The organism is Thioalkalivibrio sp. ALMg9 (genome assembly GCF_000380625.1).
Lineage (GTDB): Bacteria > Pseudomonadota > Gammaproteobacteria > Ectothiorhodospirales > Ectothiorhodospiraceae > Thioalkalivibrio > Thioalkalivibrio versutus.
In genome coordinates, this window is record NZ_AQYC01000007.1 from 106,751 (window position 1) to 129,844 (window position 23,094).

The window sequence follows — 23,094 nt, forward strand, 5'->3', positions numbered from 1 at the left end:
CGCCCCCAGATCAGTCATCGAGTAGCGGAACCCTGCATGAGTACATCTCCCGAACGCGCCATCCCGGAACCCGTGTCCCAGGAAGACGGGGTCCAGGCCCTTTCTCATTCGCCGGACTCCCTGCAGACGAGAGTTCAGCGCACGCTGGAGGCCGCGCGCGCGCGCGGTGCCTCGGACGTCCAGGCCGTGGTCAGTCACAGCGTCGGGCTGGAGTTGGGGGTGCGCAAGGGCGAGATCGAAACCCTGGAGCACGAGCGTGACCAGAGTCTTTCGCTGATCGTTTATTTCGGCCAGTCCAAGGGGGCCGCCTCTACCACCGATTTCAGTGACCAGGCCCTGATCGACACCGTCGAGGCGGCCTGCCGCATCGCCCGCTACACCGAGCCGGACCCGTACGCCGGGATGCCCGATCCCGCGTTCAAGGCGAGCGAGTGGGACGACCTTGACCTGGATCACCCCTGGGGCTGCAGCGCCGCCGAGGCGACCGAGCTGGCCCGTACCATCGAGGCCGCCGGCTTCGCGGCGGATGAACGGATCGAGAACTCCGAGGGTGCCAGCGTCAGCACGCGGCGGGCCATTGCGTTTCTCGGCGACAGCCAGGGGTTCATGGGCGGGTATCGCAGCACCCGGCACTCCCTGTCCTGCGCGCTGGTGGCGCGCGACGCAGCAGGCATGCAGCGCGACTACGCCTATACCGTCGCACGCCACGCGGAGGATCTGACCGCCGCCGAGCAGGTCGGGCGCGAGGCCGCCGAGCGCACCGTGCGCCGGCTGGGCGGGCGCAAGCTGTCGACCCGCAACTGCCCGGTGCTGTTTGCCCCGGAGATGGCGCGCACCCTGATTGGCAGTTTCACCCGTGCGATCGCCGGTCCGTCCCAGTACCGCGAGAGCTCGTTCCTGCTGAACGCCATCGGCGAGAACGTGTTCCCCGCGTGGATGCAGATCGAGGAACGCCCGCAGACGCCGCGCGCGCTGGGTAGCGCCCCGTTCGACGGGGAGGGCGTGCGCACCCGCAACCGCCCGCTGATCGCCGACGGCGTGCTGCAGAGCTATACCCTCGACAGCTACGCCGCGCGGCGTCTGGGCCTCGAGGCCACTGGCAACGCCGGGGGTGCGCGCAACGTGACCGTGGCCCCGGGCGACAAGGACTTCGCCGCCCTGCTGGCCGAGATGGGGACCGGTTTCCTGGTCACCGAGCTGATCGGCCAGGGGGTGAATCCGGTGACCGGCGACTATTCCCGCGGGGCCGCCGGCTTCTGGGTGGAAAACGGCGAGCTGCAGTATCCGGTGGAGGAGATCACCATCGCCGGCAACCTGAAGGACATGTTCCAGCGGATGGCGGCCGTGGGCACCGATGTCGACCGCCGCGGCAACATCCACACCGGCTCCATCCTGATCGAATCCATGACGGTGGCCGGCGACTGAACGGCTCTTTCCGGTCTGTCTGTGCGGGCATGACCGGCCGTTTCCCCGCATCACCCACCCTGCTACTCTCGCCTAGGGAGACGCTGATTGAATCGCGCGCAAAAGCGACTCGAGCGCGAGCGCGCGATTACATCAGCGTCTCCCTAGGGCTGCAGGGCTGCATGGCCCCGTGACGCGCGACCGTCCGCCCTCCGCAATACGGTCGTATCCCGGTGGCGAGGAGCGGCCATGAACTTCTTCGAGCAGCAAGAGCAGGCACAGCGCAGGACGCGCTGGCTACTGGCCCTGTTCGGCCTGGCCGTGCTGGTGATCGTCGGGGCCCTGGGCCTGATTGTCTGGGCCATGGGGGGCGGCACCGAGGCCATCGCCTGGACCATGGGGATCACCGCGGGCCTGATCGTCCTTGCGAGTCTGTACCGGGGCTGGCGGCTGCGCGCCGGCGGCGGTGGGCTGATCGCGCAGGAGATGGGCGGCATCCGGGTGGATGGCAACCCGGCGGATCCGCAGCGGCGGCAGCTGCGCAACGTGGTCGAGGAGATGGCAATTGCTTCCGGGGTGCCGGTGCCCGATATCTACGTGCTGGAGCAGGACCTCGGTATTAACGCCTTCGCCGCCGGCTTTGCGTCGAACGATGCGGTGATCGCCGTGACCCGCGGTGCGCTGGACAGCCTGGAGCGCGCCGAGCTGAAGGGTGTGGTCGCGCACGAGTTCGGGCATATCCTCAATGGGGACATGCGCCTCAACATGCGCCTGATCGGCATCCTTTACGGGATCGAGATTCTGGCGCTGCTGGGGCAGGGCGGGCTGGCGCGGCGCCGGCGTCGACACAAGGGCGATATGGCCGATACCGGGGTGGGTGTGCTCAGCGTCACCCTGATCGTGGTGGGCTATGCCGGGCTGGCCCTGGCGCGCTGGATCCGGGCCGGCATCTCGCGTCAGCGCGAATACCTCGCGGATGCCCATGCCGTGCAGTTCACCCGCGAGCCGGACGGCCTGGCCGGTGCGCTGAAGAAGGTCGCGGCCCGCTATGCCGGGTTGAACGGCAATACCGAGGAGATCACTCACATGCTGTTCGCCAGCGACGCGATCGGCCAGATCTTCGAGACCCATCCACCCCTGCTGGATCGTATCCGCACCTTGCAGCCGCATTTCGAGCCCCGGGATCTGCAGCGCCTGCGCGACCAGCTGAATGCCCGGGTGCGGCAGCGGGCGCACGAGCGCGCGGTGGACGGCATGCAGCGCGAACGCGAGGGCCGCCTGCCGGGCGCCGAGGCCGTGGGGGATGCCCTCGGCGGCCACCCGGCACTGACCCATATTCTCGGTGCCGGCATGTTGCTTGCTGCGATTCCGGGGCCGCTGGCCTGGGCCGCGCGCTCGGATGCGCGGGCGATCGAGGTGGTCTTGTATCTCCTGTTGCATGCGGACCCGGATGTGCGCGAGCGGCAGCTGATGATGATTGCCGAGGCGTTGGGGGAGGCGCGCGGAGAGGCCGTTCGTCGTTTGCAGACAGCGGAACCTGCGCTGCGCGAGGACCTGCGCCTGCCGCTTCTGGAGCTGGGATTCCCGATGCTGCGGCGGCTTTCAGCCGAGGAGCGCACGCGCCTGCAGGGGCTGGTCGAGCGGCTGATTCATGCCGATGGCCGGGTGGCGGTATTCGAGTATGCCCTTGGGCGCATGCTGAGCCGCCAGTTGCGGGATGTGCAGGATCCTGCCGCGGCGTCCCGCCCCAGGACTGCCACGCTGGACGCCCACAGGCAGAGCGCGCATTACCTGCTGGCGGTGCTGGCCCACCATGGCCATCCGGACGACCCGGCGGCGGCGCGGGCCGCGCTGACCGCCGGGATTGGCAGCCTGGACGGGGCGCTGCCGCTGGCGGTGGAGATCCCCGAGGCCCTGACCGGGGCGGCCGGTGCGCGCGCATGGGCGAATGTGCTGGACCACGTGCTGGAACAGCTGGATGCCCTGCGCATGCGCCACAAGGACCCGCTGATTCGGGCGATGGTGACCACCGTCAGCCATGGCGGGCAGGTGGTGCCGGCCGAGGTTGAGCTGCTGCGAGTGATGGCGGCGTCGCTGCACGTCCCGTTGCCGCTGGCACCGGAGGGGCTGTTTGATGGTTTGGGGTAGCGGGCGCGGTGCGCATGAGGGTGCGGCCGATGCCCCTCAAGGCGTGTCGGTTCCGGTCGGTAACGCCTTGAAACCGCTTCCACGTGGGAAATAAGCACCTGAATCCAAATTAAATTCCCATTCAAGCGACGGATAACAAACGATTTTCCGGGCGTACATCAAGAAAATCCGAAAAAACACTTTCAATTGAGAGCGGTTTGGGAGGACAATAGCTGCGAGGTAACGGTAACAGGCTCCATGCAGCACCAGGCGACACCCCGAAAGGGGCGTTAAGATTCGCAGTTCCGGTCCCAGTTAGTTTGGGGCCGCGTAGAATCACGATCAAGTTCCATCGTCGTTCGGTTGCCCTCCAGTCTCTCCTCCCCTCGAAAACCCAATCTATTATGAACAAGCAGAGGTAACCGAAATGGCTACAGGTACAGTGAAGTGGTTTAGCGACGAAAAAGGCTTTGGCTTTATTACCCCGTCTGATGGCTCCAAGGACGTCTTCGTCCATCACAGCGCCATCCAGGGTAGCGGCTTCAAGTCGCTGGCAGAAGGCCAGAGCGTCTCGTTTGACGTCGAGCAGGGCCAGAAGGGCCCGGCCGCCGCGAACGTCGAAGCTCAGTAAGACAACCCCGGCGCGCAAGCGCCAGGTTGAGAGAGCCCCGCCTAGTGCGGGGCTTTTTTTGTGCACGATTCTGGCTGCAATTCGGGGCGGGCGTTGCCGGATGGACTTGGCGAGGCAGAACCACGATAGAACGTGTCCAGGGAAGACTTTTTTGTGTGGCGCAGCCCGAGCGACGTGCTACGGTTCCCGCATGATCGCTGGATATCGTCAAACCCGCGCCCGGGTGCGCCGCGCCGGGCGAGCATTGCCTCGCTGGATAGCGGTGTTCGGGGCGCTGCTGGCGCTGGTCGTTGGGAATGTGGCTGCGGCCCAGGGCCCCTATCGCGCGCCTGCAGCGATCCCGGGTACCCAGACCATCGAGGCATCCGAGGCCTGGGCGCTGTTCCGCGAGGGCGTCCCTTTCGTGGACACGCGGTTGCGCGCGGACTTCGAGGCGGGGCGTGTGCCAGAGGCCCGCAACCTGACCATCATGCGCGACCTCGATGACGAGCGGAATCGTTTCACCCGGGAGAGCCTGCTGGAGTTCATCGGCGAGCTGGACGCCCCGGTGGTGATGTACTGCAACGAACGGGACTGCTGGCGCACCGAGGCGGCCACGCGCCGCGCCCTCGGATGGGGCTTCACCAATCTCTACTACTTTCCCGGCGGCTTTCCCGAGTGGATCCGCTCCGGCTATCCCTTCGAATAGCGGCGTGGGCGCCGCAGACGCGCATTCCGGCAAGGGCATACGGCTCCAGACGGTCCTGACCGCAGTCATGTTCGCCGGGCTCCTCGTGCTTGCCGGGACCCTTGCGATGGGCACGCACCTTGCGGTCGGTCAGGCGGAGCAGCGCCTCGACCGGCTCGGCGTGGAGGGCCAGTCGGCCGCCTGGCGCCAGACCCTGGAGAACGAGTGGCAGCGCATGCGCGCCGAGGCGACCGCGGTGACACGCAACGAGGCGCTGATTGGCGCCATGCGTGCTGACGCGGGCATCAGCACCTACGCGGACCCGCTGTACAACCGCCTGCGCGCCGGCGGGATCGCGGACCGGATCGTGGTCCTGGATGCGCAGGGCACGGTGCGTTATGACTCCGACGGCAACCGTGGCGAGCGCGTGCCGCTGGCGGAGGCGGCGCTGGCTGACGGGCGCTTCCACGAGGGGCTGCATCATGTGCCCGGCGAGCGAATCTATGCCGGTCTGGCCATCCCGGTCTATCGTGGCGGGAATCCCATCGGCAGTGTCGTGCAACTGCGCGATCTGTCGACCTCGGCGCTCGAGTCCATGGCGGAGGCGATCGGCGGTCGTGCCGCGCTGCTGGATGGTCGCGGGCCACTGGCCCTCACCGCGCCATTCTCGATGTCCCTTTCGCTGAGTGGGCGACTGCAGGAGCAGGCGACTGCCGGGCGCGTGGATCTGGATGGTCGGCATTCGCAGGTGGTCTATTTGCCCCTAACGCCATACGCGGCCGAGCGTCCGACCGCCAACGTGGTCCTGTCGCGTGACCTGACCGAATCGGTCGCCACCCAGAACCTCATCAATGCGCTGACCTATGCGGCCGCCTTCCTGGTGCTCGTGCTGATCGCGGGCGGGTTGTACCTCTGGCTGGGGCGCACCCTGCGGCCGATGCAGCAGGCCATGAAGACCCTCGACCGGATCGGCCATGGAGAATTCCACACCGATCTGCGCGCTGACTCCCGGGTGACCGAGATCGCCCGCTTGCAGCAGGTGACGCAGACCATGGCGCAGCGCCTCGGCCGCATCCTGGAGGTCGAAGAGGAGAACGCCCGCCTGGCGTTTCGCGATGCGCTGACCGACCTGCCCAACCGGCGACTCTTGCTGGAGCATCTGGAACACGCCATCCACACGGTCAACCGGACTCGCCGGCATGCCGCATTGCTGCTGATCGACCTGGACAACTTCAAGACCCTGAACGACACCTGCGGCCATTCCGCCGGGGATCGCCTGCTGCAGGCCCTGGCCCAGCGCTTCACCGCGCGACTGCGCGACCAGGACATCGTGGCGCGCCTGGGCGGCGACGAGTTCGTTGCCCTGCTGGAGGAGCTGAGCCCCGATCGTTCACAGGCGGGGGTCGACGCCCAGCGCATCGCCGGCGAGCTGCTGAAGGCGATGCGCGAGCCGGTCCGGATCGATGACATCGAGCATGTGATGTCCGGCAGCATCGGGATCACCCTGTTCCCGCGTGGCTACGATACGCCGGAGGAGTTGCTCAAGCAGGCCGATTTCGCCATGTACCAGGCCAAGCACCAGGGCCGTAACGCGGTGCGCTTCTACGACCCGGCGATGCAGCGGACCCTGCTGCGCGAGGCGGAGCTAGAACGCAAACTGCGCCAGGCGCTGGGGCGCGAGGAACTGGTGATCCACCTGCAACCCCAGGTGGACCCGGAGGGACGCATCCTGGGTGCCGAGGCATTGATGCGCTGGCCGCAGCCGGACGGAACCTGGATCTCCCCGGGCGAGTTCATCCCGGTGGCGGAGCACACCGGGCAGATCCTCGAGATAGGCCGCCTGGCGCTGCTCCAGGCCTGCCAGACATTGCGTGCCTGGCAGGGCCGGCCAGGTCTGGAGGATCTGCCGATCTCGGTCAACCTGTCGCCGCATCACTTGCGCCAGGCGCGCCTGATGGACGAGGTAACGGGCATCCTGGAGGAGACCGGGGCCGCTGCCCAGCGGCTGCACATCGAGGTGACCGAGAGCGTGATGGCGGATGCCTCGCCGCAGCTGACTGCCAATCTGGAGGCCCTGCGCGCGCGAGGGGTGGCGCTGGCGCTGGACGACTTCGGGACCGGGTATTCCTCGCTTGGCTATCTCAAGCGTCTCCCGCTGGATGTGCTCAAGATCGACCGCTCCTTCGTCCAGGACATCGAGCACGACGCGGACGACGCCAATATCGTCGCGACGATCGCGGCCATCGCCCACAACATGGGCCTGAGCCTGATTGCCGAAGGTGTGGAGAACGAGGCCCAGCGTGATTTCCTGGTCCGTCATGGCTGCCAGCGCTTTCAGGGCTACCTGTATCACCACGCCATGCCGGTCGCCGATTTCGAGGCCCTGGTGGCCGATGGGCCCGGTGGGGCGAACCAGGCGGACCGCGAACCGAGAGGACAGGCGGAATGACAGCAAACACCCAGCGCCGGTGGCGGGCACTCCTGCTCGCCGGATGGATGATGGGGTTCGCGACCGGGCCCGTCGTCATGGCTCAGGCAGGGGAGACTCCAGCCCCCTGGGGCGCGGCTGCACCGGTGGAACAGGGCTACCAGGGTCTGCGGGCCGTGTACGACGTGACCGCCGGGACACCCGAGGGCCTGCAGAACGTGCTCGACCACGCGGCCTACCTGAGCCGGATGGTCGAGGACGACCCCTTCGACAGCCACATCGTCCTGGTGGTCCATGGCGGAGCGCTGGAGCTGTTCGCGCGCGAGCATTTCCCCGCGCACGAACAGCTGATGACGCGTGCCCGCGGGCTGACCCTGAATGGCGTGATCGAATATCGCATCTGCCAGGCCGGCGCGGCTCGTCGCGGCTACGCCCCGGGGGACTTCCACGGCTTCGCGAGCGTCGTCCCGATGGCCGATGCCGAAATCGTCCGTCTGCAACAGCAGGAGGGCTAGGGTACATGCGTTAGGGCGACGCTGGCCCTTGTCCACGCTCGCGTCGGCGCTCCATGTGTTGCGCAGGGTGGACGCGGTTCTACCGGCCCGTTGCCACCCATGGTACGTAACTCCGGGTCGAGGAACGCGGGGCATCAACGCCGCAAGTCATTGAATGCCAGGCTTCGGCCAATGTTCCCACTGACGGCGTTGCGGTTCGCGACGAAAGCTCGGCTACACTGAGCTCACCACGCCTTGTCAGCACGACAGATCGATTCGAGGGCGACCGCGTATGTGGGGCCGCGTGTCCCCGGCGTACCAGAAGGGTATTCGATGACGGACGATAGAACGGCGAGGGAAGGATTTCTGCACGAATTGGCGCAGACCAGCGTGCTCGCGGAGATCTGGCAGCACTTCCCGGAGAACATGTTCCTGATTCGGGTCGAAGGCCCGGATTTCGTGGTCGAGGCATCCAACGCGAAGATGGAACAGCTGTTCGCGCAGGATTGTACCGGCCGGCGCTTGCACGACATCCTGCCGTGGCCGGTCGCGGAGCAGGTGGTCGCACATTACCGCGACTGCCTGCGCCAGGATGCGCCCCTGCGCTACGAGGAACATGCGGCCTTTCGCGACGGCGATGGAGTCGAAAAGGAAGGGCACTGGCTCACCCTGCTGTTGCCCGTGCATGACACGCAGGGCGCGATCACGCACTTGTTCGGAATTTCCCAGGATGTCACCGAGTTGCGCCTGGCGCGTGAGGATCTGGAGCGCTACAGCCACAACCTGGAGGCCGTGGTCGAGGAGCGCACGCAGGCCCTGAACCAGGCCAACCGCGAGTTCGAGGAGGCCAATCGGCGGCTGGAAAAGCTCGCGTCCTGCGACCCCCTCACCGGGGTTGGCAATCGCCGGCACTTTCAGGCACGGGCCGAGAGCGAGATGGAGCGCGCCCGCCGCCACGGCAGCCCCCTTTCGCTGTTGATGTTCGATCTCGACGGCTTCAAGCGGATCAACGACGAAGTGGGACACGCGGCCGGCGACGCCATGCTGAAGCGGGTCACCGCGACCGCGCAGGCAACCCTGCGCGACGCGGACCTCCTCGGACGCTATGGCGGGGACGAATTCGTCGTCCTGCTTCCGCATACCCCGTTGGCGGATGCCCGACGGATGGCCGAGCGCCTGCAGGCGCGGGTGCAGGAACGGGCGGACATCTCCATCAGTGTCGGCGCGGCCGGCTTTCTCGCCGACGACACCCATCTCGAGCACCTCGTCCACCGCGCGGATACCGAGCTCCTGGCCGCCAAACGTACCCGGGCTGAACGCTAGCCCAGGACTTCCGGGTGGCTTAAGGCCGGGTCAGAGACCGAAGATCTCGGACTTGAGGTTCCACTTGGATGCGAGGGTCTCGGTGGCGTTGAGGAACTCCTCGGCGCGGGTCGGGTGGTTCCATTGGCCCTTGGCGATCCAGGCCAGCGCGGTGTCGCGGTTCGGGGCCAGCGACAGGATGTGGATCAGCTCGCCGGCTTCGGCGCCGATCACCTCGCCGCCCAGCAGGGCCCCGGTATCCATGTCGCCGATCAGGCGCACGAAGCCCTCGGGCTCGTCCTGGCCCAGGGCGCGCGGGGAGGTCTCGAAGGCGGCGAAGCCGACCGCGGGTTCCAGTTCATCGTCCTCGGCGTCGTCCTCGTCCATGCCCAGACGCGCCATCTCGACGGCCGAGTAGATCGCGATCGGGACGAAGCGCTCGTCCTGTTCGCGGGTGTTGCCGTTCTGGATGTTCTCGACCGCGATGGTCGCGTCGGCCAGGGCGTGGTTGGCGGTCTGCCACTCGCTGGCGACATCGCCGATGACGTAGATGTTGTCGACGTCGGTCTGCAGGGTGGGGCGGCGCTTCACGAAGCCGCGGCCATCAGTCTTCACCCCGATCGCATCCAGGTTCAGGCCCTCGGTGTGCGGGGTGCGTCCGGTGCCGAGCAGGACCCAGTCGACCTCGAAGGTGTTGCCTTCGCTGTCGGTGATGGTGACGCCGTCGTCGGACATCTCGACCTTCTCGTAGCCCTTCACGCGGGTGGGCTCGACGCCGTCCTCGGCCAGGCGTTCCTTCAGCGTGCCCAGCGCCTGGGGGCTGAATTTCTGGCCGGACAGCGGCTTCGAGCGGCTCAGCCAGGTGACGTCCTTGCCGAGGTGGTGAAAGATCCAGGCGAACTCGGTGGCGACCACGCCGGAGCCGATGATGGCGACGCGCTGACCGGCCGGCGGCTTGTCGTCGAACAGCATGTCGGTGGTGAGGACGCGGCCGGGCGCCGCCTCGAAGGGCGCGGGCACGCTGGCGGTGGCACCGGTGGCGATGATGGTGTGCCGGGCCTGCACGGTCTCGGTGCCATCGTCGGTCACGACCTCCAGGGTCTCGGCGTCGCGGAAGCTCGCGGCTCCGTGGCGGTACTGGATCTTGAGGTGCTTCATGTAGCCGAGGTAGGAGTTGCGCACCTCGGTCACCACGTCCTTTTGATGGTCCCAGGCCTTGCCCATGTCGGCGCTGAGGCGGCCGCTGATGCCACGTGCCTCGAAGTGGCGCTGGGCGGCAACCGTGCGTGCGGTGTGGTACCAGTCCTTCTTGGGCACGCAGCCGCGGTTGAGGCAGCAGCCGCCCCAGTCGGCCTTCTCGATGATGACGACGCTCAGTCCGCGCAGGGCGCCCAGGACGGCGGCACGATAGCCCCCGGGGCCACTGCCGATGATGGCCAGGTCAAAGGTTTCGCTCATGGTGGTTACTCGTCGGTCAGATCAATGATCGGGTCGTGCCATTCCAGCTGCGTGAGGTTCAGCTCGAACACGCGGCCGTCGGCCTCGTAGTCGAAGCGCACCGGCACATGGCGCAGTTCGCGGGCGAACCAGGCGGACAGGGCGACATCGCTGTCGTCCGTGCGCCGATCGATGCGGATGGTCTCGACCCGGCCGATCGGGGAGTCCATGGTCTCGCGCCCGGCGTATTCGAAGCGGTATTCGCGCAGGCGGTCGCGTTCCAGGGCCTGGATGGTTTCGCGGTCGCCTTCGCTGGACAGCTCGCCACTCTCCAGGCGCTGCATCATCAGGTACAGCGAGCCGAGGAAGTCCAGGGTCTGCGGCGGCACCTCGAGATCGAAGCGTTCGCCGTTGATGGTGCCGATCGCGCGGTTGGTCTCCCAGTCGAAGCGGGTCTCGACCTTGCGCTCGCGGCGCGGGGTGATCTGCTGGCTGCGCGATTGCACCAGCTGCAAATCGCCGTTTCGGTTGTTCATCAGGGCCTCGCGGCTCAGCTCGAAACGCCCGAGGATGCGCAGAAAGCCGGAGACATGGGCGTCCATCGCCATGCGGGTCTGCACGTCTTCGTGATTGAGGGTGATGCGCGCCTTGAGAGTGTTGCCCATGGCGTTGGCCTCGTAACTGGCGGTGTACGGCGGGATCGGGCTCAGGTCGCGCTCCGCAGCCGCGGGGGCGGCCAGCAGTGCCAGCAGCAGGGCGATTGCGAGTCGGAACATGGGGGTTCTAGCCGACCGGGTGCGGTGGGCGGCTCCGGGCGTCAGGGCCTGAAACATCGTGGGTGTCCTCGTCGAGTTGCAGCGGCGCCTCAAGCGGCGAGCCGTCGGCCTGCAGGATCCGCCCGGACCACTGAATTTCACCTGAACACACCCGGCGCACGGCCTCGGGGTACAGCCGGTGCTCGGCCCGTTGCACGCGGGCGGCCAGGGTGTCGGGCGTGTCGTTGGGGTCGACCGGCACGCGGGCTTGCATGACGACCGGGCCGCCGTCCAGTTCCGGGGTAACAAAGTGCACGCTGGCGCCGTGTTCGGGCTCGCCATCGGCCAGGGCGCGGGCATGGGTATCCAGACCACGGTACTTCGGCAGCAGCGACGGGTGAATGTTCAGCATCCGGCCGGTGAAGCGGTCCACAAAACCGGGGGTCAGGATGCGCATGAAGCCGGCCAGGATGACCAGGTCGGGGGCATAGTCCTCGATGGCGGTGGCCAGGTCGGCGTCAAAGGCCTCGCGCGAGGGGTAGTCGCGGTGGTTCAGTACCCGGTGCGGGATGTGATGCTGTGCGGCAAAGCCCAGCCCGGCGGCATCGGGGCGGTTGCTGATGACGCCGACGACCTGCGCCGGGATGCGGTCCTGCTCGCAGGCCTCGATCAGGGCGCCGAGGTTGCTGCCACGCCCGGAGATCAGCACCACCAGGCGCTTCGGGGTCGCGGCCGATTGCCCGGCGGGGACGCTCATGCGGCGTAGGAGACGCTTGGCTGGTAGTCGTCGCGTTCCTGGATCACGCCGATCGGCCAGCTGCGGATGCCGGCGCGGGCCAGCTGCGAGCTGGCGGCCTCGACCCGGTCCTCGGGGAGGATCACGGTCATGCCGATGCCGCAATTGAAGGTGCGCAGCATCTCCTCGTCGGCGATGTCGCCGGCCTGCTGCAGCCACTGGAAAACCGGCGGGCGGGCCCAGCTGTCCGGGTCGATGCGCGCCCCCAGGGTATCCGGCAGGACGCGCGGAATATTCTCGGTCAGACCACCGCCGGTGATATGCGCCATCGCGTGCACCGGGAACTGCTGCAGCAGCTCCAGCAGCGGGCGTACGTAGATCCGGGTGGGGGCCATCAGCGCCTCGCCGAGGGAGACCCCGTCGGCGCCCGGCAACGGGGCGTCCAGGCCGGCGCCGGAGTGTTCCAGGACGCGGCGGATCAGGGAATAGCCGTTGGAGTGGGGCCCGCTGGCCTCCAGGCCCAGGACCACATCGCCCGCGGTAACCCGGCTGCCGTCGATCAGGGCGGCCTTCTCGGCGATCCCGACTGCGAAGCCGGCCACGTCGTAGTCCTCGCCCTGGTACATCCCGGGCATCTCGGCCGTCTCGCCGCCGATCAGCGCACAACCGGCCTGCTCGCAGCCCTCGGCGATGCCAGTGACCACGTCGGCGGCGATGTCCACGTCCAGGTGGCCGGTGGCGTAGTAGTCGAGGAAGAACAGCGGCTCGGCGCCTTGAACGACGATGTCGTTCACGCACATCGCGACCAGATCGATGCCGATGCTGTCGTGACGACCGGTCTCCTGGGCCAGGCGCAGCTTGGTGCCAACGCCGTCGGTGCCGGAGACCAGAACCGGCTGCTTGTAGCGATCCATCGGCAGTTCGAACAGGGCGCCGAAGCCCCCCAGTCCGGCCATGACGCCGGGACGCCGGGTGCGCGCCGCGTGCGGCTTGATGCGTTCGACCAGTTCGGCACCGGCCTCGATGTCGACACCGGCCTCGCGGTAGGTCAGGCCTGAACGGGATTCGGACATGGGTTCCCCGATGTTTGATGACCGCGCGCTGCGGCGGTCTCGCAGAACCCGGCATGGTAGCGAGCCGGGTGCGGGCGTGCAAAGAAGACGGTCCGGCCCGGGCCGCATTTGGCCGCTTTCCTCAGGGACTTCGGCGCGGTGGCCTGTGGTATTTTGTGGCGCTTGTCGAACAATTGAACGCAACCATGTCACTGCACCCCCGAACGCATTCGCGCCTGGCTATGCTGCTGGGTCTTTTCCTCCTCGTGCTGACCCCGGCGGCCGCAGCCGGTGGCCCGGTGGTGGTGACGGTCACGGCCGAGGACGAGTCCACGGCCCTGGAGCAGGGCCTGGAACAGGCGCTGGTGCGTCTGGCCGGGCTGCGCTCGGAGCCGGTACTGGAACTGGTCGAGGCGTTGCTGGACGCCCGTGACGACGCGGGCTGGATCGCGGCCCTGGAACGCCGGCAGCAGGTCGAGGACGATTCCTACCGCCTGGAGTTCGACCGCTTCCGTCTGCGCACCGCGCTGCGCGATGCCGGGGTGCCATCCGTGCTCGGGGAGCGTCCGGGGCTGCTGGTGTGGGCCGTCCACGAGCGGGGCGGGCAGCGCGAACTGCTCGGGGATGCCGTGGACGGTCCGGGCATTCTCTCCTCGCTGGGGGATCTGGCCGCGGCGCGCGACATGCCGCTTTTGTTCCCCCTGGGCGACCTTCAGGACCGCCGCGCGGCCCAGCCGTCCGACATTGTCGGCGGCGTGACCGAGCCGCTGGTGGAGGCGGCGCGTCGCTACGACGCCGATGGCGTCGTGCTGCTGCATGTGCGCGAGACCACGAGCGGGGCGGAGGCGCGGGCGATTGCCGTGCACGATGGCCGCGAATATCGCAGCGCGGCGAGCGGGGAGGATCCCGGTACTGCGGCGCACGACGCGGTGGCGCGAGGGCTGGATCAGGTGGCCGAACGCCTGGCGCGGGTGGCGGCCGAGCCGGAATGGCTGCGTCTGGGCTTTGCCGGGGTTCAGGGCTATGGGGCCTTCGAGCGCCTGCGCGCCGAGCTGACGCGGTTGCAGGCGGTGGAGACCGCGCGCCTGGATTCCCTGGCCGGCGATAGCGTGGTGCTGCAGGTCCGTACTGGACTCGAGCAGGACGATCTGATCGATCTGCTGCGTGGCTCCGGCTTCGCGCGGGCCGAGACGCCCGAGGACGCCGCCGGTGCCGATGCCTGGCTGGACCGGCGCTAATCCGCGCCGGTCTCGGTTCGCGCCCACTTTCATCGAATGTTCCCTCGCCACCAGATCCCCAACGCCGTCACCATTGGCCGGATCGCGCTGATTCCGCCGATCGTGTGGTTGCTGGCGCTGGAGTACTACGTGGTGGCGGTGGTGCTGCTGACGATCGCCGGGCTGAGTGATGCCCTGGATGGCTGGCTGGTGCGGCGCTACGGCTGGCACACGCGGCTCGGGGCCTGGCTGGACCCGGCGGCGGACAAGCTGCTGATGCTGGGGGTCTACGTCGCGGTGACGCTGTCCGGGCTACTGCCGTTGTGGCTGCTGGTGCTGGTGGTCGGGCGGGATGTCTGGCTGACCGTGGGCTCCGCGTTGTATCGGGTGTTCGTGGGCCCGCTGGCCATCCGGCCGCTGCTGATCAGCAAGGTGAACACCTTTTTGCAGATCACGCTGGTACTGGTCGCCATCGTGAAGGTCGGTCTGCTGGCGCTGGATCCGATCTGGGTGCAACTGCTGGTGATCGTCGTGGCCTTCACCACCGTGGCCAGCGGGCTGGCCTATACCGTGCAATGGGGGTTTTATGCCTGGCGTCACCTGCACGGACACACGAATCCGGCAGGGACCTCGGGGAGGACGCCATGAATCCGGATACCCGCGACCATGTCTGGCCGCTTTCGGCCGCCCCTCTGGCTGCCCTGGTTGGGCTGCTGGTCCTTGGCGGAGCGCTGTACCTGCTGGCGCCCATCCTCACGCCCTTCGTCGCAGCCCTGCTGATCGGCTACCTGTTCAACCCGCTGGTGACCCGGCTGGTTGCGCGCACGGGGCGCTCGCGCACCCTGGCGACCGTGGTGATCTTCCTGCTGGTGATGCTGGGGTTGGCGGCGCTGATCCTGATCCTGATCCCGCTGGCGATCGCCCAGTTCGAGCGGCTTACGCTGGCGATGCCGCAAATCCTCGGCTGGTTCGACGATCAGGTGCGCCCGCGGCTGGAGGATCTGGCCGGGGATTCCCTGCCGCCGCTGGATGCCAGCGCGCTGCAGGGGCTGGTGGCCGACCACTGGCGCGAGGCCGGCGGGCTGGCCGGGGGCGTGCTGCAATGGATCGGCAGCTCGACCGGCGCGCTGGTGCTGGGGGTGCTTAACGTGGTGCTGATCCCGGTGGTGAGCTTCTATCTGCTGCGCGACTGGCCGCGGCTGCTGGACGGCCTGCGGGATCTACTGCCGCAGGCCTGGCGCCCGGCGGTGCTGACCTTCGCCGCGGAGTCGGACGAGACCCTGGGGGCCTTCCTGCGCGGGCAGTTGCTGGTGATGCTGGCGCTTGGCCTGTTCTACGCCGTCACCTTGACCGTGGTGGGCGTGGAGATGGGGCTGGCGATCGGCCTGATCGCGGGGCTGGTGAGCTTCATTCCCTACGTCGGCGTGATCGTTGGCGTGTTGCTGGCCACCGCCGCGGCGCTGGTGCAGGGCGACGGCTGGAGCCTGCTGCTGATCGTGCTGGTGATCTTCGCCATTGCCCAGGTGCTGGAGTCCATGGTCCTGACGCCCTGGCTGGTGGGGGACCGTACCGGGCTGCACCCGGTCGCGGTGATCTTTGCCGTACTGGCGGGCGGCCAGCTGTTCGGGTTCTTCGGCGTGCTGCTGGCGTTGCCGGTGGCGGCGGTCCTGGCCGTGGGTGTGCGCCATACCCTGGCGCACTACCGGCGGCTGAATGCGGGGGATGCGCCCGCGGATGCGGATACAGGGGGCGGAGGCTCATGACGACGGGGCGGCAGGGCGGCAATGCTGCGCCGCAGCGCCAGCTCCCGCTGGATTTGCGCCTGCGCGACGCCTCGCGCTTTGCCAGCTTCTATCCGGGCGGCAACCGCCTCGCGCGGGACGCGGTGGAGGCCCTCTCGATCGGGACCGGGATAACCGAGCCACAGATCCTGTTGCACGGCCCGGCGGGCCTGGGCAAGACCCATCTGCTGCAGGCCGCCTGCCACCAGGGCCACGAACGCGGCGAGCCCGTGGCCTATCTGCCGCTGGCCGAACTGGTGACCGCGCCGCCGCTGGCGGTGCTGGATGGGCTGGAGCGCGCCCGCCTGGTTGCGCTGGATGATCTCGACGCGGTGGTCGGGCAGGGCGACTGGGACGAGGCCCTGTTCGGGCTGCTGAATCGACTTCGCGATGGCGGCTGCCGGGTGCTGCTGGCGGCCGCGCACGCGCCGGACGGGCTGGGCAGTCGCCTGCCGGATCTGACCTCGCGCCTCGCCTGGGGGCCGGTGTTCCGCATACAGGCGCCGGAGGAGGAGGATCTCAAACGCATCCTCGCCCAGCGCGCGGTGCTGCGCGGGCTGGAGCTGCCGGAGGCGGTGGCCGAATACCTGCTGCGCCACTACCGCCGCGACCTGGTGGCGCTACTGGAGCTGCTGGACCGCCTGGACCTGGCCGCCCTGGCCGAGCAGCGGCGCCTGACCATCCCCTTCGTCCGCGACCAGCTCGCGCGTTTCTGATAGTCACCCCGAAGCGCACGCAGAAGGGCAAGGGCGATTCACAGGCAGAAGGGAAGGGCAGAAGAACGGAATTATTGCTTGGAGTCGATCGCCCGGAACGCCATCGCGGTGTGCAGTGCCCCGCCCATGTCCGTCATCCCGGACACCGCGCAGCGGTGATCCGGGATCTGGTTGTCCTGCGCCGGAGATCCCGGCTCTGCGCTGCGCTCCGGCCGCCGGGATGACGGGCAACGGAGGCGGCAGCCCTGAAGGTCCTTGCGCCCGCGGCGCCCCATCCAGAACCGCCTTATTTCCTGTGAGACGCCCTTGCCCTTCTGCGTGCGCTTCGTGGTGGATGGAAAAGTCAGGAAGCCATCTGACGGGCGCGGCGGGCGTCCAGCTTGACGTAGAGCAGGCAGCCGGCGAACCAGGCGAGGCTGGCGGTGGTCATCAGCACGCCGTAGAGTCGGGCGTCCGCCGCGGCGGCCAGCGTGATACCGAGGGTGATGTAGGCCAGCGCCAGCAGGCTGGACCAGGCGTGGGTGTAGCGGCGTCCGTGCAGCATGCCGCGCAGCGGGAACATCAGCGGCAGGACCAGCACGACCAGCGCCACGGCGACCGGAACGATCTCCGGCGGGTCGATCCAGGTCGTCCAGATCAGGATCACGCCCAGCAGGCCGAAGTAGGCGATCAGCGCCAGCGCGCGGGCCGCGAGGATCATGCGTCGTCTCCGGCCTGGAGCCGCAGGGCAATGCGGCCGACGCGTTCGCCCAGCGCGCCGGCAATGCGCTGCTCGTCGCGCGTGACCGGGTGTTCGCCCTGCCCCCCCGCGACGTGGCTGGCGCCATAGGGCGAGCCGCCGCTCGTGGTGGTGCTCAGTTCCGGCACGGTGTAGGGCACGCCCACCCACAGCATCCCCTGGTGGATCAGCGGCATGGCCATCGTCAGCAGGGTGGTCTCCTGCCCGCCATGCTGGGTAGCCGTGCTGGTGAACAGCCCGAACGGCCGATCCACCAGCCCGCCGCTCGCCCAGAGACCGCTGGTGCCATCAAGGAAGTGTTTCAGCGGCGCGGCCATGTTGCCGAAGCGAGTGGGCGACCCCATCACCAGCCCGGCGCATTCTTCGAGGTCGCGGGTCTCCGCGTAGGGCGGGCCGTCGGCGGGGACCGCCGGGGCGTCGCCGGTGATGTTGGTGCTCACCGGCGGTACGGTGCGCACGCGGGCGACCGCACCGGCGCGCTCCACGCCACTGGCCACGTGGCGGGCCAGTTCTGCCGTCGCCCCATAACGGCTGTAGTACAGCACGAGGATCTCGGGGGCGGCGCTCACGACAGGATCTCCAGGACCTGTTCCGGCGGGCGCCCGATACGGGCGTCGTCGCCGTGGACGAGGATGGGGCGCTCGATCAGTTTCGGATGCTGGACCATGGTCTGGATCAGCGCTTCGTCGTCCATCTCGGCATCCTTCAGGCCCAGCTCGCGGTACTCCGCCTCGCCGGTGCGCAGAAGGTCGCGTGGCGCAATGCCGAGCTTGTCCACGATCGCGCGCAGGGTGGCCGCGTCCGGCGGGGTCTTCAGGTATTCGACGATCTGCGGTTCCACGCCCTGTTCGCGCAGCAGCGCCAGGGTCGCACGCGACTTGCTGCAGCGCGGGTTGTGGTACAGCGTAGGGGCATCGGACATGAATCCACTCCGGAGGACAACGATGACGGAGACCAATGATAACCATGCCCGCCGCTGGCGTGTGAGCGGCCAGGTACAGGGCGTGTTCTTCCGCGCGTCCACCCGCGACGAGGCGAAACGCCTGCACCTGACCGGTTATGCCCGCAACGAACCGGACGGCAGCGTGGAGGTGCTGGCCGTGGGTCCGCGCAAGGCACTGGACGCGCTGGAGGAGTGGCTGGCGGACGGCCCGCGTATGGCGCGGGTGGACGCGGTGGAGGCCGAGGAGTTGCCGCCGCCCGACCCGGCGCCGGGAGACTTCTCCACCGGTTGACCCGATGGCGCGTCAGTAGCGCCGCAGCGGGCGGCCCGGTGGCGGAATGACCTGGACGAAGGCACGCACGTCGCGCAGCCGGTGTGGCCCGTCCGAACGAATGCGGGACTCGGTCCCCTGCATCCAGTCGCCGTCCCAGGCGACGCGTGCGGCCCCGGTGCGGGAATGGCGCGGCAGGTCGATCAGCAAGAGGCCGTCTTCATAGGCGACGTCGAGCTCGCTGCGATAGCGCTCGGCGTGGACCTCGACGCTGCGGGTCTCGCCACTGGCAAGGGTAAAGCTTGTCGGCTCCAGCGCCCGGTCGCGACCGCCGATGCGCAGGGTCCCGCCGCGCAGGCTGACGCGGATCAGGTCCCCCGGCAGTCCCGCATCGCCGCTGCGGATGGCCGCGACCTGCGCCGCCCGTTCGGCCGCCAGGGCCGTCTCCTGCTCGGCCTCGGCCTGCAGGCGGGCCTCGCGCGCCTTCTGCACCGATTCCCAGGCGCGGATGGCCTCGACACGCTCGGCCTCGCCCATCGTGTCCCACTGTTCCTCGCTTACCCCGTAGATCCGCGGGCTGCAGGCGGCCAGAAGCAGCACCATGGATGCGGCTGCCAAGGGGAGCATTCGATGAAGGGTTTCGGCCATATCGGGTTCCGGTGCAGGGGCGCTGCCGCCAGTCTCTCCGTTCAGGCTGTATCGGGGCTGAACCGGGCTCAGAAGATCAGGTTGATCACGAGCAGCGAGACGACCATGAAGAGCACGGTCATCAGGGAGCCGGCGCGCAGGTAGTCGGCCACGCGGTAGCCGCCGGGGTCCATGATCAGGGCGTTGACCTGGTGGGTGGGCAGGATGAACGAGTTGGAGGCGGCGATCGCGACGATCAGTGCAAAGACCCGCGGATCGGCGTCGATGCCCATGCCCTGGGCGACGCTCGCGAAGCTGACCGCCAGCGGCACCAGCAGCACGGTGGCGCCCACGTTGGACATCACCAGCGTGAAGAAGGTGGTCAACAGGAAGACCGCGACCTGCAATACCCAGACCGGCATCCCCTCCAGCTGCTGCATGCCGTTGGTCGCGATCCACTCCCCGGCGCCGGAGTTCTCCACCGCAAGCCCCAGCGGGATCAGCGAGGCCAGCAGAAACACCGTCTTCCAGCTGATGCCGCGATAGGCCTCGTCCATGCTGATGACGCCGCTGAAAATCATCCCCAGTGCGCCGCCCAGCAGGGCCAGCGCCAGCGGCAGGTCGGTGAACAGCACGAGCCCCAGCCCCAGCGCGAGCGACCCGAGCGCAGCCAGCGGCCGGTGGGTCTTCGAGGCCTCCTGCTTGCGCCGCGGATAGCGGCTGGTCACTACCACGAAGTCGCGGTTGTCCTCCAGCGCCTGCAGGTGCTCCCATGGGGTATGCACCACCAGCGTGTCACCGGCCTTCAGCGGGGTGTCCGGGACCTCTTCGATGATCAGGTCGTCGCCGCGCTGGATGCGCAGGACCGAGATGCCGTAGGTGCGGCGCATGCCCTTGTCGCGCACGGTCTGTCCGATCAGATCCGAGCCGGGCGGCACGATGACCTCGGCGATCCCGCCATGGCGGGCCGACAGCACGCGCGCAAACACATCCAGCTCGTCCTTGAGGATGGTCCCGGTACTGTCGCAGGTCTTCTCGATAGTGGTGACCGGTCCGAGGATGGCCAGGTGCGCCCCGCGCTTCAGTTCCACGTCGCGGTTGGGCTCGATGCGGGTCTCGTCATCGCTGGTCACGCCGACGACATGTACGCCAAAGGCCGCCTCGAAGTCGCCCACCGTGCGTCCGGCCAGCGAGCTGTCCTCGCCCAGGCGCGCCTCGCGCACGCCGAAGTCCATGCCATAGACCTCGCGGAACCAGGCGGAAGTGGTCTGCACCCGGCTCTCGTCCGGGTCTTCGGTCTGCGGATCGCGGGCGGGCAGAACCCATTTCCCGAGCACCGCGAAGTACAGGATCAGGGTGGCCAGCAGGGCCAGCCCGATGGGCGTCACGTCGAAGAGGCCAAAGCCCTCGACATCCCCGGGCAGCAGGTCGTTGAGCAGGATCAACGGGCTGGAGGCGACCAGCGTGAGTGTGCCCCCGACGATCGCGGCAAAACCCATCGGCATCAGCAGGCGCGAGCGCGGGATGCGGGCGGCGGCACCAATGCGATTGATCACCGGCATGAACAGCGCGGCCGCGCCGATGTTCTGCATGAAGCTGGTCACGATGCCCACGGCGCCCGAGGTGGTCGCCATCACCCGGCGTTCCGTCTTCCCGCCAAACCGCAGGATCAGGTCCGCCAGGCGGTTCATCACTCCGGAGCGGTCCAGCCCCGTGCCGATGATCATCACCGCGATGATCGCGATCACCGCGTTCGAGGCAAAGCCGGAGAAGAGCGCCTCGCCCTCGACGATCGACGCGACCCCCGGCACCAGCGCGACCATCCCCAGCAGGAACAGCACACTCAGCGCCGCCAGGTCGATCCGGATCACCTCGGTCACGAACAGCAGGATCGTCAGCCCCAGCAGGCCGAATACGATTCCCATCTCCAGCGTGAACGCTATGTGTTCCATTGCACCCGGCGCTTGCCGCGCGTGGCGGCGTTTCGGATCAGCACATCATGAACCGCAGACAAAGCGCGTGCCTCATCCCCGCAGCCGTTCGCGCAGGGTGTCGATCAGGTTGTCGAGCGGCAGGTGTTCGGCCTCGGGGGCGCGGCGGTCCTGGTATTCGAGTTCGCCGGCGTCCAGGCCGCGTTCGCCGATGACGATCCGGTGCGGGATGCCGATCAGCTCCATGTCGGCGAACATCACGCCGGGGCGCTGTTCGCGGTCGTCCAGCAGGACCTCGAAGCCGGCCGCCTGCAATTCGTCGTGCAGTTGTTCCGCCGCCTCGCGCACGCGCTGGGATTTCTTCGCGCCGATTGGGCACAGGGCGATATCGAAGGGCGCGATGGCGGTGGGCCAGCAGATGCCGCGCTCGTCGGAGTTCTGCTCGATGGCCGCCGCCACGACGCGCGAGACACCGATGCCATAGCAGCCCATGGTCACGACCTGTTCGCGGCCGTCCTCATCCAGCACCCGGGCGCCCAGGGCCTGACTGTACTTGTCGCCCAGCTGGAAGATGTGGCCGACCTCGATGCCGCGACGGATCTCGATCGCCCCGGAGCCGTCCGGGGCCGGTTCGCCCTCGGTGATGTTGCGCAGGTCCGCGCTCTCCGGTTGCGGCAGGTCGCGGCCCCAGTTCACGCCGGTCAGGTGATGGCCGTCCTCGTTGGCGCCGACCACGAAGTCGGCCATGCCCAGCATGGCCTGGTCGGCCAGCACCGGGATCGGGCTGTTCACCGGTCCCAGCGAGCCGGGGTCGGCGCCGAACGCGGTGCGGATCTCGGCCGCCTCGGCCATGCGCAGCGGCTCCGCGATCCACGGGTGCTTCTCGGCCTTGACCGCATTCAGCTCGTGGTCGCCGCGCAACACGATGGCGACCAGGTCGGCGTCGATCTCGTCGGAGGCGGCGACCACCAGGGTCTTTACCGTCTGCTCGGTCGGGATGTTCAGGAACCCCGCCAGTTCGTCAATGGTGTGCACGTCGGGCGTGGCGATCTTCGCCATCTCCGCGCCGGGTGCCGGGGCCGGGTCTGGCTTCGGGCAGGGGGCCAGTTCGACGTTGGCGGCGAAGCCGGCCGGGGAGAAGGCGATGGCGTCCTCGCCGGAGCTGGCGAGGACGTGGAATTCGTGCGAGGCATTGCCGCCGATGGCGCCGGTGTCGGCCTCCACCGCGCGGAAGTCCAGCCCGCAGCGTTCGAAGATGCGGGTGTAGGCGGCGTGCATCTGGCGGTAGGTCTCGGCCAGCGAGGCGTTGTCGATATGGAACGAGTAGGCGTCCTTCATCAGGAATTCCCGCGCGCGCATGATCCCGAAGCGCGGGCGGCGTTCGTCGCGGAACTTGGTCTGGATCTGGTAGTAGTTGATCGGCAGCTGGCGGTAGCTGCGGACCTCGCGGCGTACCAGGTCGGTGATGACCTCCTCGTGGGTCGGGCCGAAGCAGAAGTCGCGGTCGTGGCGGTCCTTCAGGCGCAGCAGCTCGGCGCCGTAGAAGTCCCAGCGGCCGGATTCCTGCCACAGCTCGGCGGGCTGCACCGCCGGCATCAGTACCTCCAGCGCGCCGGCGCGGTTCATCTCCTCGCGCACGATGCCCTCGACCCGGCGCAGCACGCGCAGCCCCAGTGGCAGCCAGGTGTACAGCCCGGAGGCCAGCCGGCGGATGTAGCCGGCACGCAGCATCAGCTGATGGGAGATGATCTCGGCGTCGGCCGGGGTTTCCTTCAGGGTGTTCAGCGGGAATTGCGAGACGCGCATCGGGGGCAGTCCGTGGTTGATGGCTGGAAA

21 protein-coding genes and 1 pseudogene are annotated in these 23,094 nt (G+C 68.3%); 12 read left to right on the forward strand and 10 right to left on the reverse strand.

From position 1 onward, the window contains the following. Window positions 1-36 precede the first annotated feature (36 nt). The 7 genes and pseudogenes from pmbA (at window position 37) to F792_RS0104110 (ending at window position 9,074) form a co-directional block, all read left to right on the forward strand. A complete protein-coding gene (gene pmbA / locus F792_RS0104080; protein ID WP_018168472.1) occupies window positions 37-1,425 on the forward strand; it encodes a metalloprotease PmbA in 1,389 nt (462 codons plus the stop codon). A 228-nt stretch (window positions 1,426-1,653) separates the two neighbouring features. Next, a complete protein-coding gene (locus F792_RS0104085) occupies window positions 1,654-3,552 on the forward strand; it encodes a M48 family metalloprotease (protein WP_018168473.1) in 1,899 nt (632 codons plus the stop codon). A gap of 406 nt (window positions 3,553-3,958) precedes the next feature. Then, window positions 3,959-4,162 (forward strand): cold-shock protein, encoded by a 204-nt coding sequence (locus F792_RS0104090; RefSeq protein WP_018143924.1) that lies wholly within the window; start codon window positions 3,959-3,961, stop codon window positions 4,160-4,162. Between the two features lie 223 nt (window positions 4,163-4,385). After that, complete coding sequence (locus F792_RS0104095) at window positions 4,386-4,850, forward strand: rhodanese-like domain-containing protein (RefSeq protein ID WP_051080696.1); 465 nt, start codon at window positions 4,386-4,388, stop codon at window positions 4,848-4,850. Between the two features lie 67 nt (window positions 4,851-4,917). Further along, complete coding sequence (locus tag F792_RS0104100; protein ID WP_038084362.1) at window positions 4,918-7,278, forward strand: bifunctional diguanylate cyclase/phosphodiesterase; 2,361 nt, start codon at window positions 4,918-4,920, stop codon at window positions 7,276-7,278. A gap of 50 nt (window positions 7,279-7,328) precedes the next feature. Further along, a pseudogene (locus F792_RS0104105) lies at window positions 7,329-7,786 on the forward strand (hypothetical protein). A gap of 298 nt (window positions 7,787-8,084) precedes the next feature. Continuing rightward, complete coding sequence (locus F792_RS0104110; RefSeq protein ID WP_051080697.1) at window positions 8,085-9,074, forward strand: GGDEF domain-containing protein; 990 nt, start codon at window positions 8,085-8,087, stop codon at window positions 9,072-9,074. Window positions 9,075-9,104: 30 nt separating this feature from the next. On the opposite strand, the gene F792_RS0104115 is transcribed toward F792_RS0104110, so the two are convergent. Genes F792_RS0104115 through purM form a run of 4 tightly spaced genes read right to left on the reverse strand, consistent with a single transcriptional unit; the run spans window position 9,105 to window position 13,054 of the window. Continuing rightward, window positions 9,105-10,511: an NAD(P)/FAD-dependent oxidoreductase gene (locus F792_RS0104115; RefSeq protein WP_018168478.1), complete on the reverse strand. Its 1,407-nt coding sequence runs from the start codon at window positions 10,509-10,511 to the stop codon at window positions 9,105-9,107. A 5-nt stretch (window positions 10,512-10,516) separates the two neighbouring features. Further along, window positions 10,517-11,266, reverse strand: coding sequence for a DUF3108 domain-containing protein (locus tag F792_RS0104120; protein WP_018168479.1), 750 nt, complete (start codon window positions 11,264-11,266; stop codon window positions 10,517-10,519). Window positions 11,267-11,273: 7 nt separating this feature from the next. Next, complete coding sequence (gene purN / locus F792_RS0104125) at window positions 11,274-12,002, reverse strand: phosphoribosylglycinamide formyltransferase (RefSeq protein ID WP_018168480.1); 729 nt, start codon at window positions 12,000-12,002, stop codon at window positions 11,274-11,276. After that, window positions 11,999-13,054, reverse strand: a complete 1,056-nt coding sequence (gene purM, locus F792_RS0104130; protein ID WP_018168481.1) for a phosphoribosylformylglycinamidine cyclo-ligase — start codon at window positions 13,052-13,054, stop codon at window positions 11,999-12,001. The genes purN and purM overlap by 4 nt, the downstream gene beginning before the upstream one ends. A gap of 185 nt (window positions 13,055-13,239) precedes the next feature. On the opposite strand from purM, the gene F792_RS0104135 reads away from it, so the two are divergent. From F792_RS0104135 to hda, 4 genes are read left to right on the forward strand one after another with little or no spacing between them, the layout of a single operon-like run. Next, window positions 13,240-14,271 carry a DUF2066 domain-containing protein gene (locus F792_RS0104135; RefSeq protein WP_026305893.1) on the forward strand — a complete coding sequence of 344 codons (1,032 nt, stop codon included), beginning with the start codon at window positions 13,240-13,242 and terminating at the stop codon, window positions 14,269-14,271. A 36-nt stretch (window positions 14,272-14,307) separates the two neighbouring features. Next, on the forward strand, window positions 14,308-14,898 hold the full coding sequence (locus tag F792_RS0104140; protein WP_018168483.1) for a CDP-alcohol phosphatidyltransferase family protein: 591 nt from the start codon (window positions 14,308-14,310) through the stop codon (window positions 14,896-14,898). Next, window positions 14,895-16,013: an AI-2E family transporter gene (locus tag F792_RS0104145; protein ID WP_018168484.1), complete on the forward strand. Its 1,119-nt coding sequence runs from the start codon at window positions 14,895-14,897 to the stop codon at window positions 16,011-16,013. Before F792_RS0104140 ends, F792_RS0104145 begins: the two co-directional genes overlap by 4 nt. Beyond that, the gene (hda, locus tag F792_RS0104150; RefSeq protein ID WP_018168485.1) at window positions 16,010-16,747 is read left to right on the forward strand and encodes a DnaA regulatory inactivator Hda; all 738 of its coding nucleotides are present in this window, start codon (window positions 16,010-16,012) and stop codon (window positions 16,745-16,747) included. The genes F792_RS0104145 and hda overlap by 4 nt, the downstream gene beginning before the upstream one ends. A gap of 343 nt (window positions 16,748-17,090) precedes the next feature. On the opposite strand, the gene F792_RS0104160 is transcribed toward hda, so the two are convergent. Genes F792_RS0104160 through arsC form a run of 3 tightly spaced genes read right to left on the reverse strand, consistent with a single transcriptional unit; the run spans window position 17,091 to window position 18,408 of the window. Next, entirely contained in the window at window positions 17,091-17,447 is a 357-nt protein-coding gene (locus tag F792_RS0104160; protein WP_018168487.1) for a DUF2069 domain-containing protein, read from the reverse strand. Beyond that, window positions 17,444-18,055 (reverse strand): NAD(P)H:quinone oxidoreductase, encoded by a 612-nt coding sequence (gene wrbA / locus F792_RS0104165; RefSeq protein ID WP_018168488.1) that lies wholly within the window; start codon window positions 18,053-18,055, stop codon window positions 17,444-17,446. Before wrbA ends, F792_RS0104160 begins: the two co-directional genes overlap by 4 nt. Next, the gene (gene arsC / locus F792_RS0104170) at window positions 18,052-18,408 is read right to left on the reverse strand and encodes an arsenate reductase (glutaredoxin) (RefSeq protein WP_018143908.1); all 357 of its coding nucleotides are present in this window, start codon (window positions 18,406-18,408) and stop codon (window positions 18,052-18,054) included. The genes wrbA and arsC overlap by 4 nt, the downstream gene beginning before the upstream one ends. A 22-nt stretch (window positions 18,409-18,430) precedes the next feature. Here arsC and F792_RS0104175 point away from each other — a divergent pair, with 22 nt between their 5' ends. After that, the gene (locus F792_RS0104175) at window positions 18,431-18,721 is read left to right on the forward strand and encodes an acylphosphatase (protein ID WP_018143907.1); all 291 of its coding nucleotides are present in this window, start codon (window positions 18,431-18,433) and stop codon (window positions 18,719-18,721) included. Window positions 18,722-18,733: 12 nt separating this feature from the next. Here the strand turns inward: F792_RS0104175 and F792_RS0104180 are convergent, their stop codons facing one another. The 3 genes from F792_RS0104180 to F792_RS0104190 form a co-directional block, all read right to left on the reverse strand. Beyond that, entirely contained in the window at window positions 18,734-19,348 is a 615-nt protein-coding gene (locus tag F792_RS0104180) for a hypothetical protein (protein WP_026305894.1), read from the reverse strand. A gap of 68 nt (window positions 19,349-19,416) precedes the next feature. After that, entirely contained in the window at window positions 19,417-21,279 is a 1,863-nt protein-coding gene (locus F792_RS0104185; RefSeq protein ID WP_026305895.1) for an SLC13 family permease, read from the reverse strand. A gap of 72 nt (window positions 21,280-21,351) precedes the next feature. Then, a complete protein-coding gene (locus F792_RS0104190; protein ID WP_018168491.1) occupies window positions 21,352-23,064 on the reverse strand; it encodes a proline--tRNA ligase in 1,713 nt (570 codons plus the stop codon). Window positions 23,065-23,094: the final 30 nt, after the last annotated feature.

Coding starts and splice junctions, on each gene's coding strand:
- F792_RS0104180 (WP_026305894.1), bottom strand. CDS start 19,348: ATGGCCGAAACCCTTCATCGAATGCTCCCCTTGGCAGCCGCATCCATG.
- F792_RS0104085 (WP_018168473.1), top strand. CDS start 1,654: ATGAACTTCTTCGAGCAGCAAGAGCAGGCACAGCGCAGGACGCGCTGG.
- F792_RS0104100 (WP_038084362.1), top strand. CDS start 4,918: ATGTTCGCCGGGCTCCTCGTGCTTGCCGGGACCCTTGCGATGGGCACG.
- F792_RS0104175 (WP_018143907.1), top strand. CDS start 18,431: ATGACGGAGACCAATGATAACCATGCCCGCCGCTGGCGTGTGAGCGGC.
- arsC (WP_018143908.1), bottom strand. CDS start 18,408: ATGTCCGATGCCCCTACGCTGTACCACAACCCGCGCTGCAGCAAGTCG.
- purM (WP_018168481.1), bottom strand. CDS start 13,054: ATGTCCGAATCCCGTTCAGGCCTGACCTACCGCGAGGCCGGTGTCGAC.
- F792_RS0104115 (WP_018168478.1), bottom strand. CDS start 10,511: ATGAGCGAAACCTTTGACCTGGCCATCATCGGCAGTGGCCCCGGGGGC.
- F792_RS0104090 (WP_018143924.1), top strand. CDS start 3,959: ATGGCTACAGGTACAGTGAAGTGGTTTAGCGACGAAAAAGGCTTTGGC.
- F792_RS0104185 (WP_026305895.1), bottom strand. CDS start 21,279: ATGGAACACATAGCGTTCACGCTGGAGATGGGAATCGTATTCGGCCTG.
- F792_RS0104160 (WP_018168487.1), bottom strand. CDS start 17,447: ATGATCCTCGCGGCCCGCGCGCTGGCGCTGATCGCCTACTTCGGCCTG.
- F792_RS0104140 (WP_018168483.1), top strand. CDS start 14,308: ATGTTCCCTCGCCACCAGATCCCCAACGCCGTCACCATTGGCCGGATC.
- F792_RS0104110 (WP_051080697.1), top strand. CDS start 8,085: ATGACGGACGATAGAACGGCGAGGGAAGGATTTCTGCACGAATTGGCG.
- F792_RS0104190 (WP_018168491.1), bottom strand. CDS start 23,064: ATGCGCGTCTCGCAATTCCCGCTGAACACCCTGAAGGAAACCCCGGCC.
- pmbA (WP_018168472.1), top strand. CDS start 37: ATGAGTACATCTCCCGAACGCGCCATCCCGGAACCCGTGTCCCAGGAA.
- purN (WP_018168480.1), bottom strand. CDS start 12,002: ATGAGCGTCCCCGCCGGGCAATCGGCCGCGACCCCGAAGCGCCTGGTG.
- hda (WP_018168485.1), top strand. CDS start 16,010: ATGACGACGGGGCGGCAGGGCGGCAATGCTGCGCCGCAGCGCCAGCTC.
- F792_RS0104120 (WP_018168479.1), bottom strand. CDS start 11,266: ATGTTCCGACTCGCAATCGCCCTGCTGCTGGCACTGCTGGCCGCCCCC.
- F792_RS0104135 (WP_026305893.1), top strand. CDS start 13,240: ATGTCACTGCACCCCCGAACGCATTCGCGCCTGGCTATGCTGCTGGGT.
- F792_RS0104145 (WP_018168484.1), top strand. CDS start 14,895: ATGAATCCGGATACCCGCGACCATGTCTGGCCGCTTTCGGCCGCCCCT.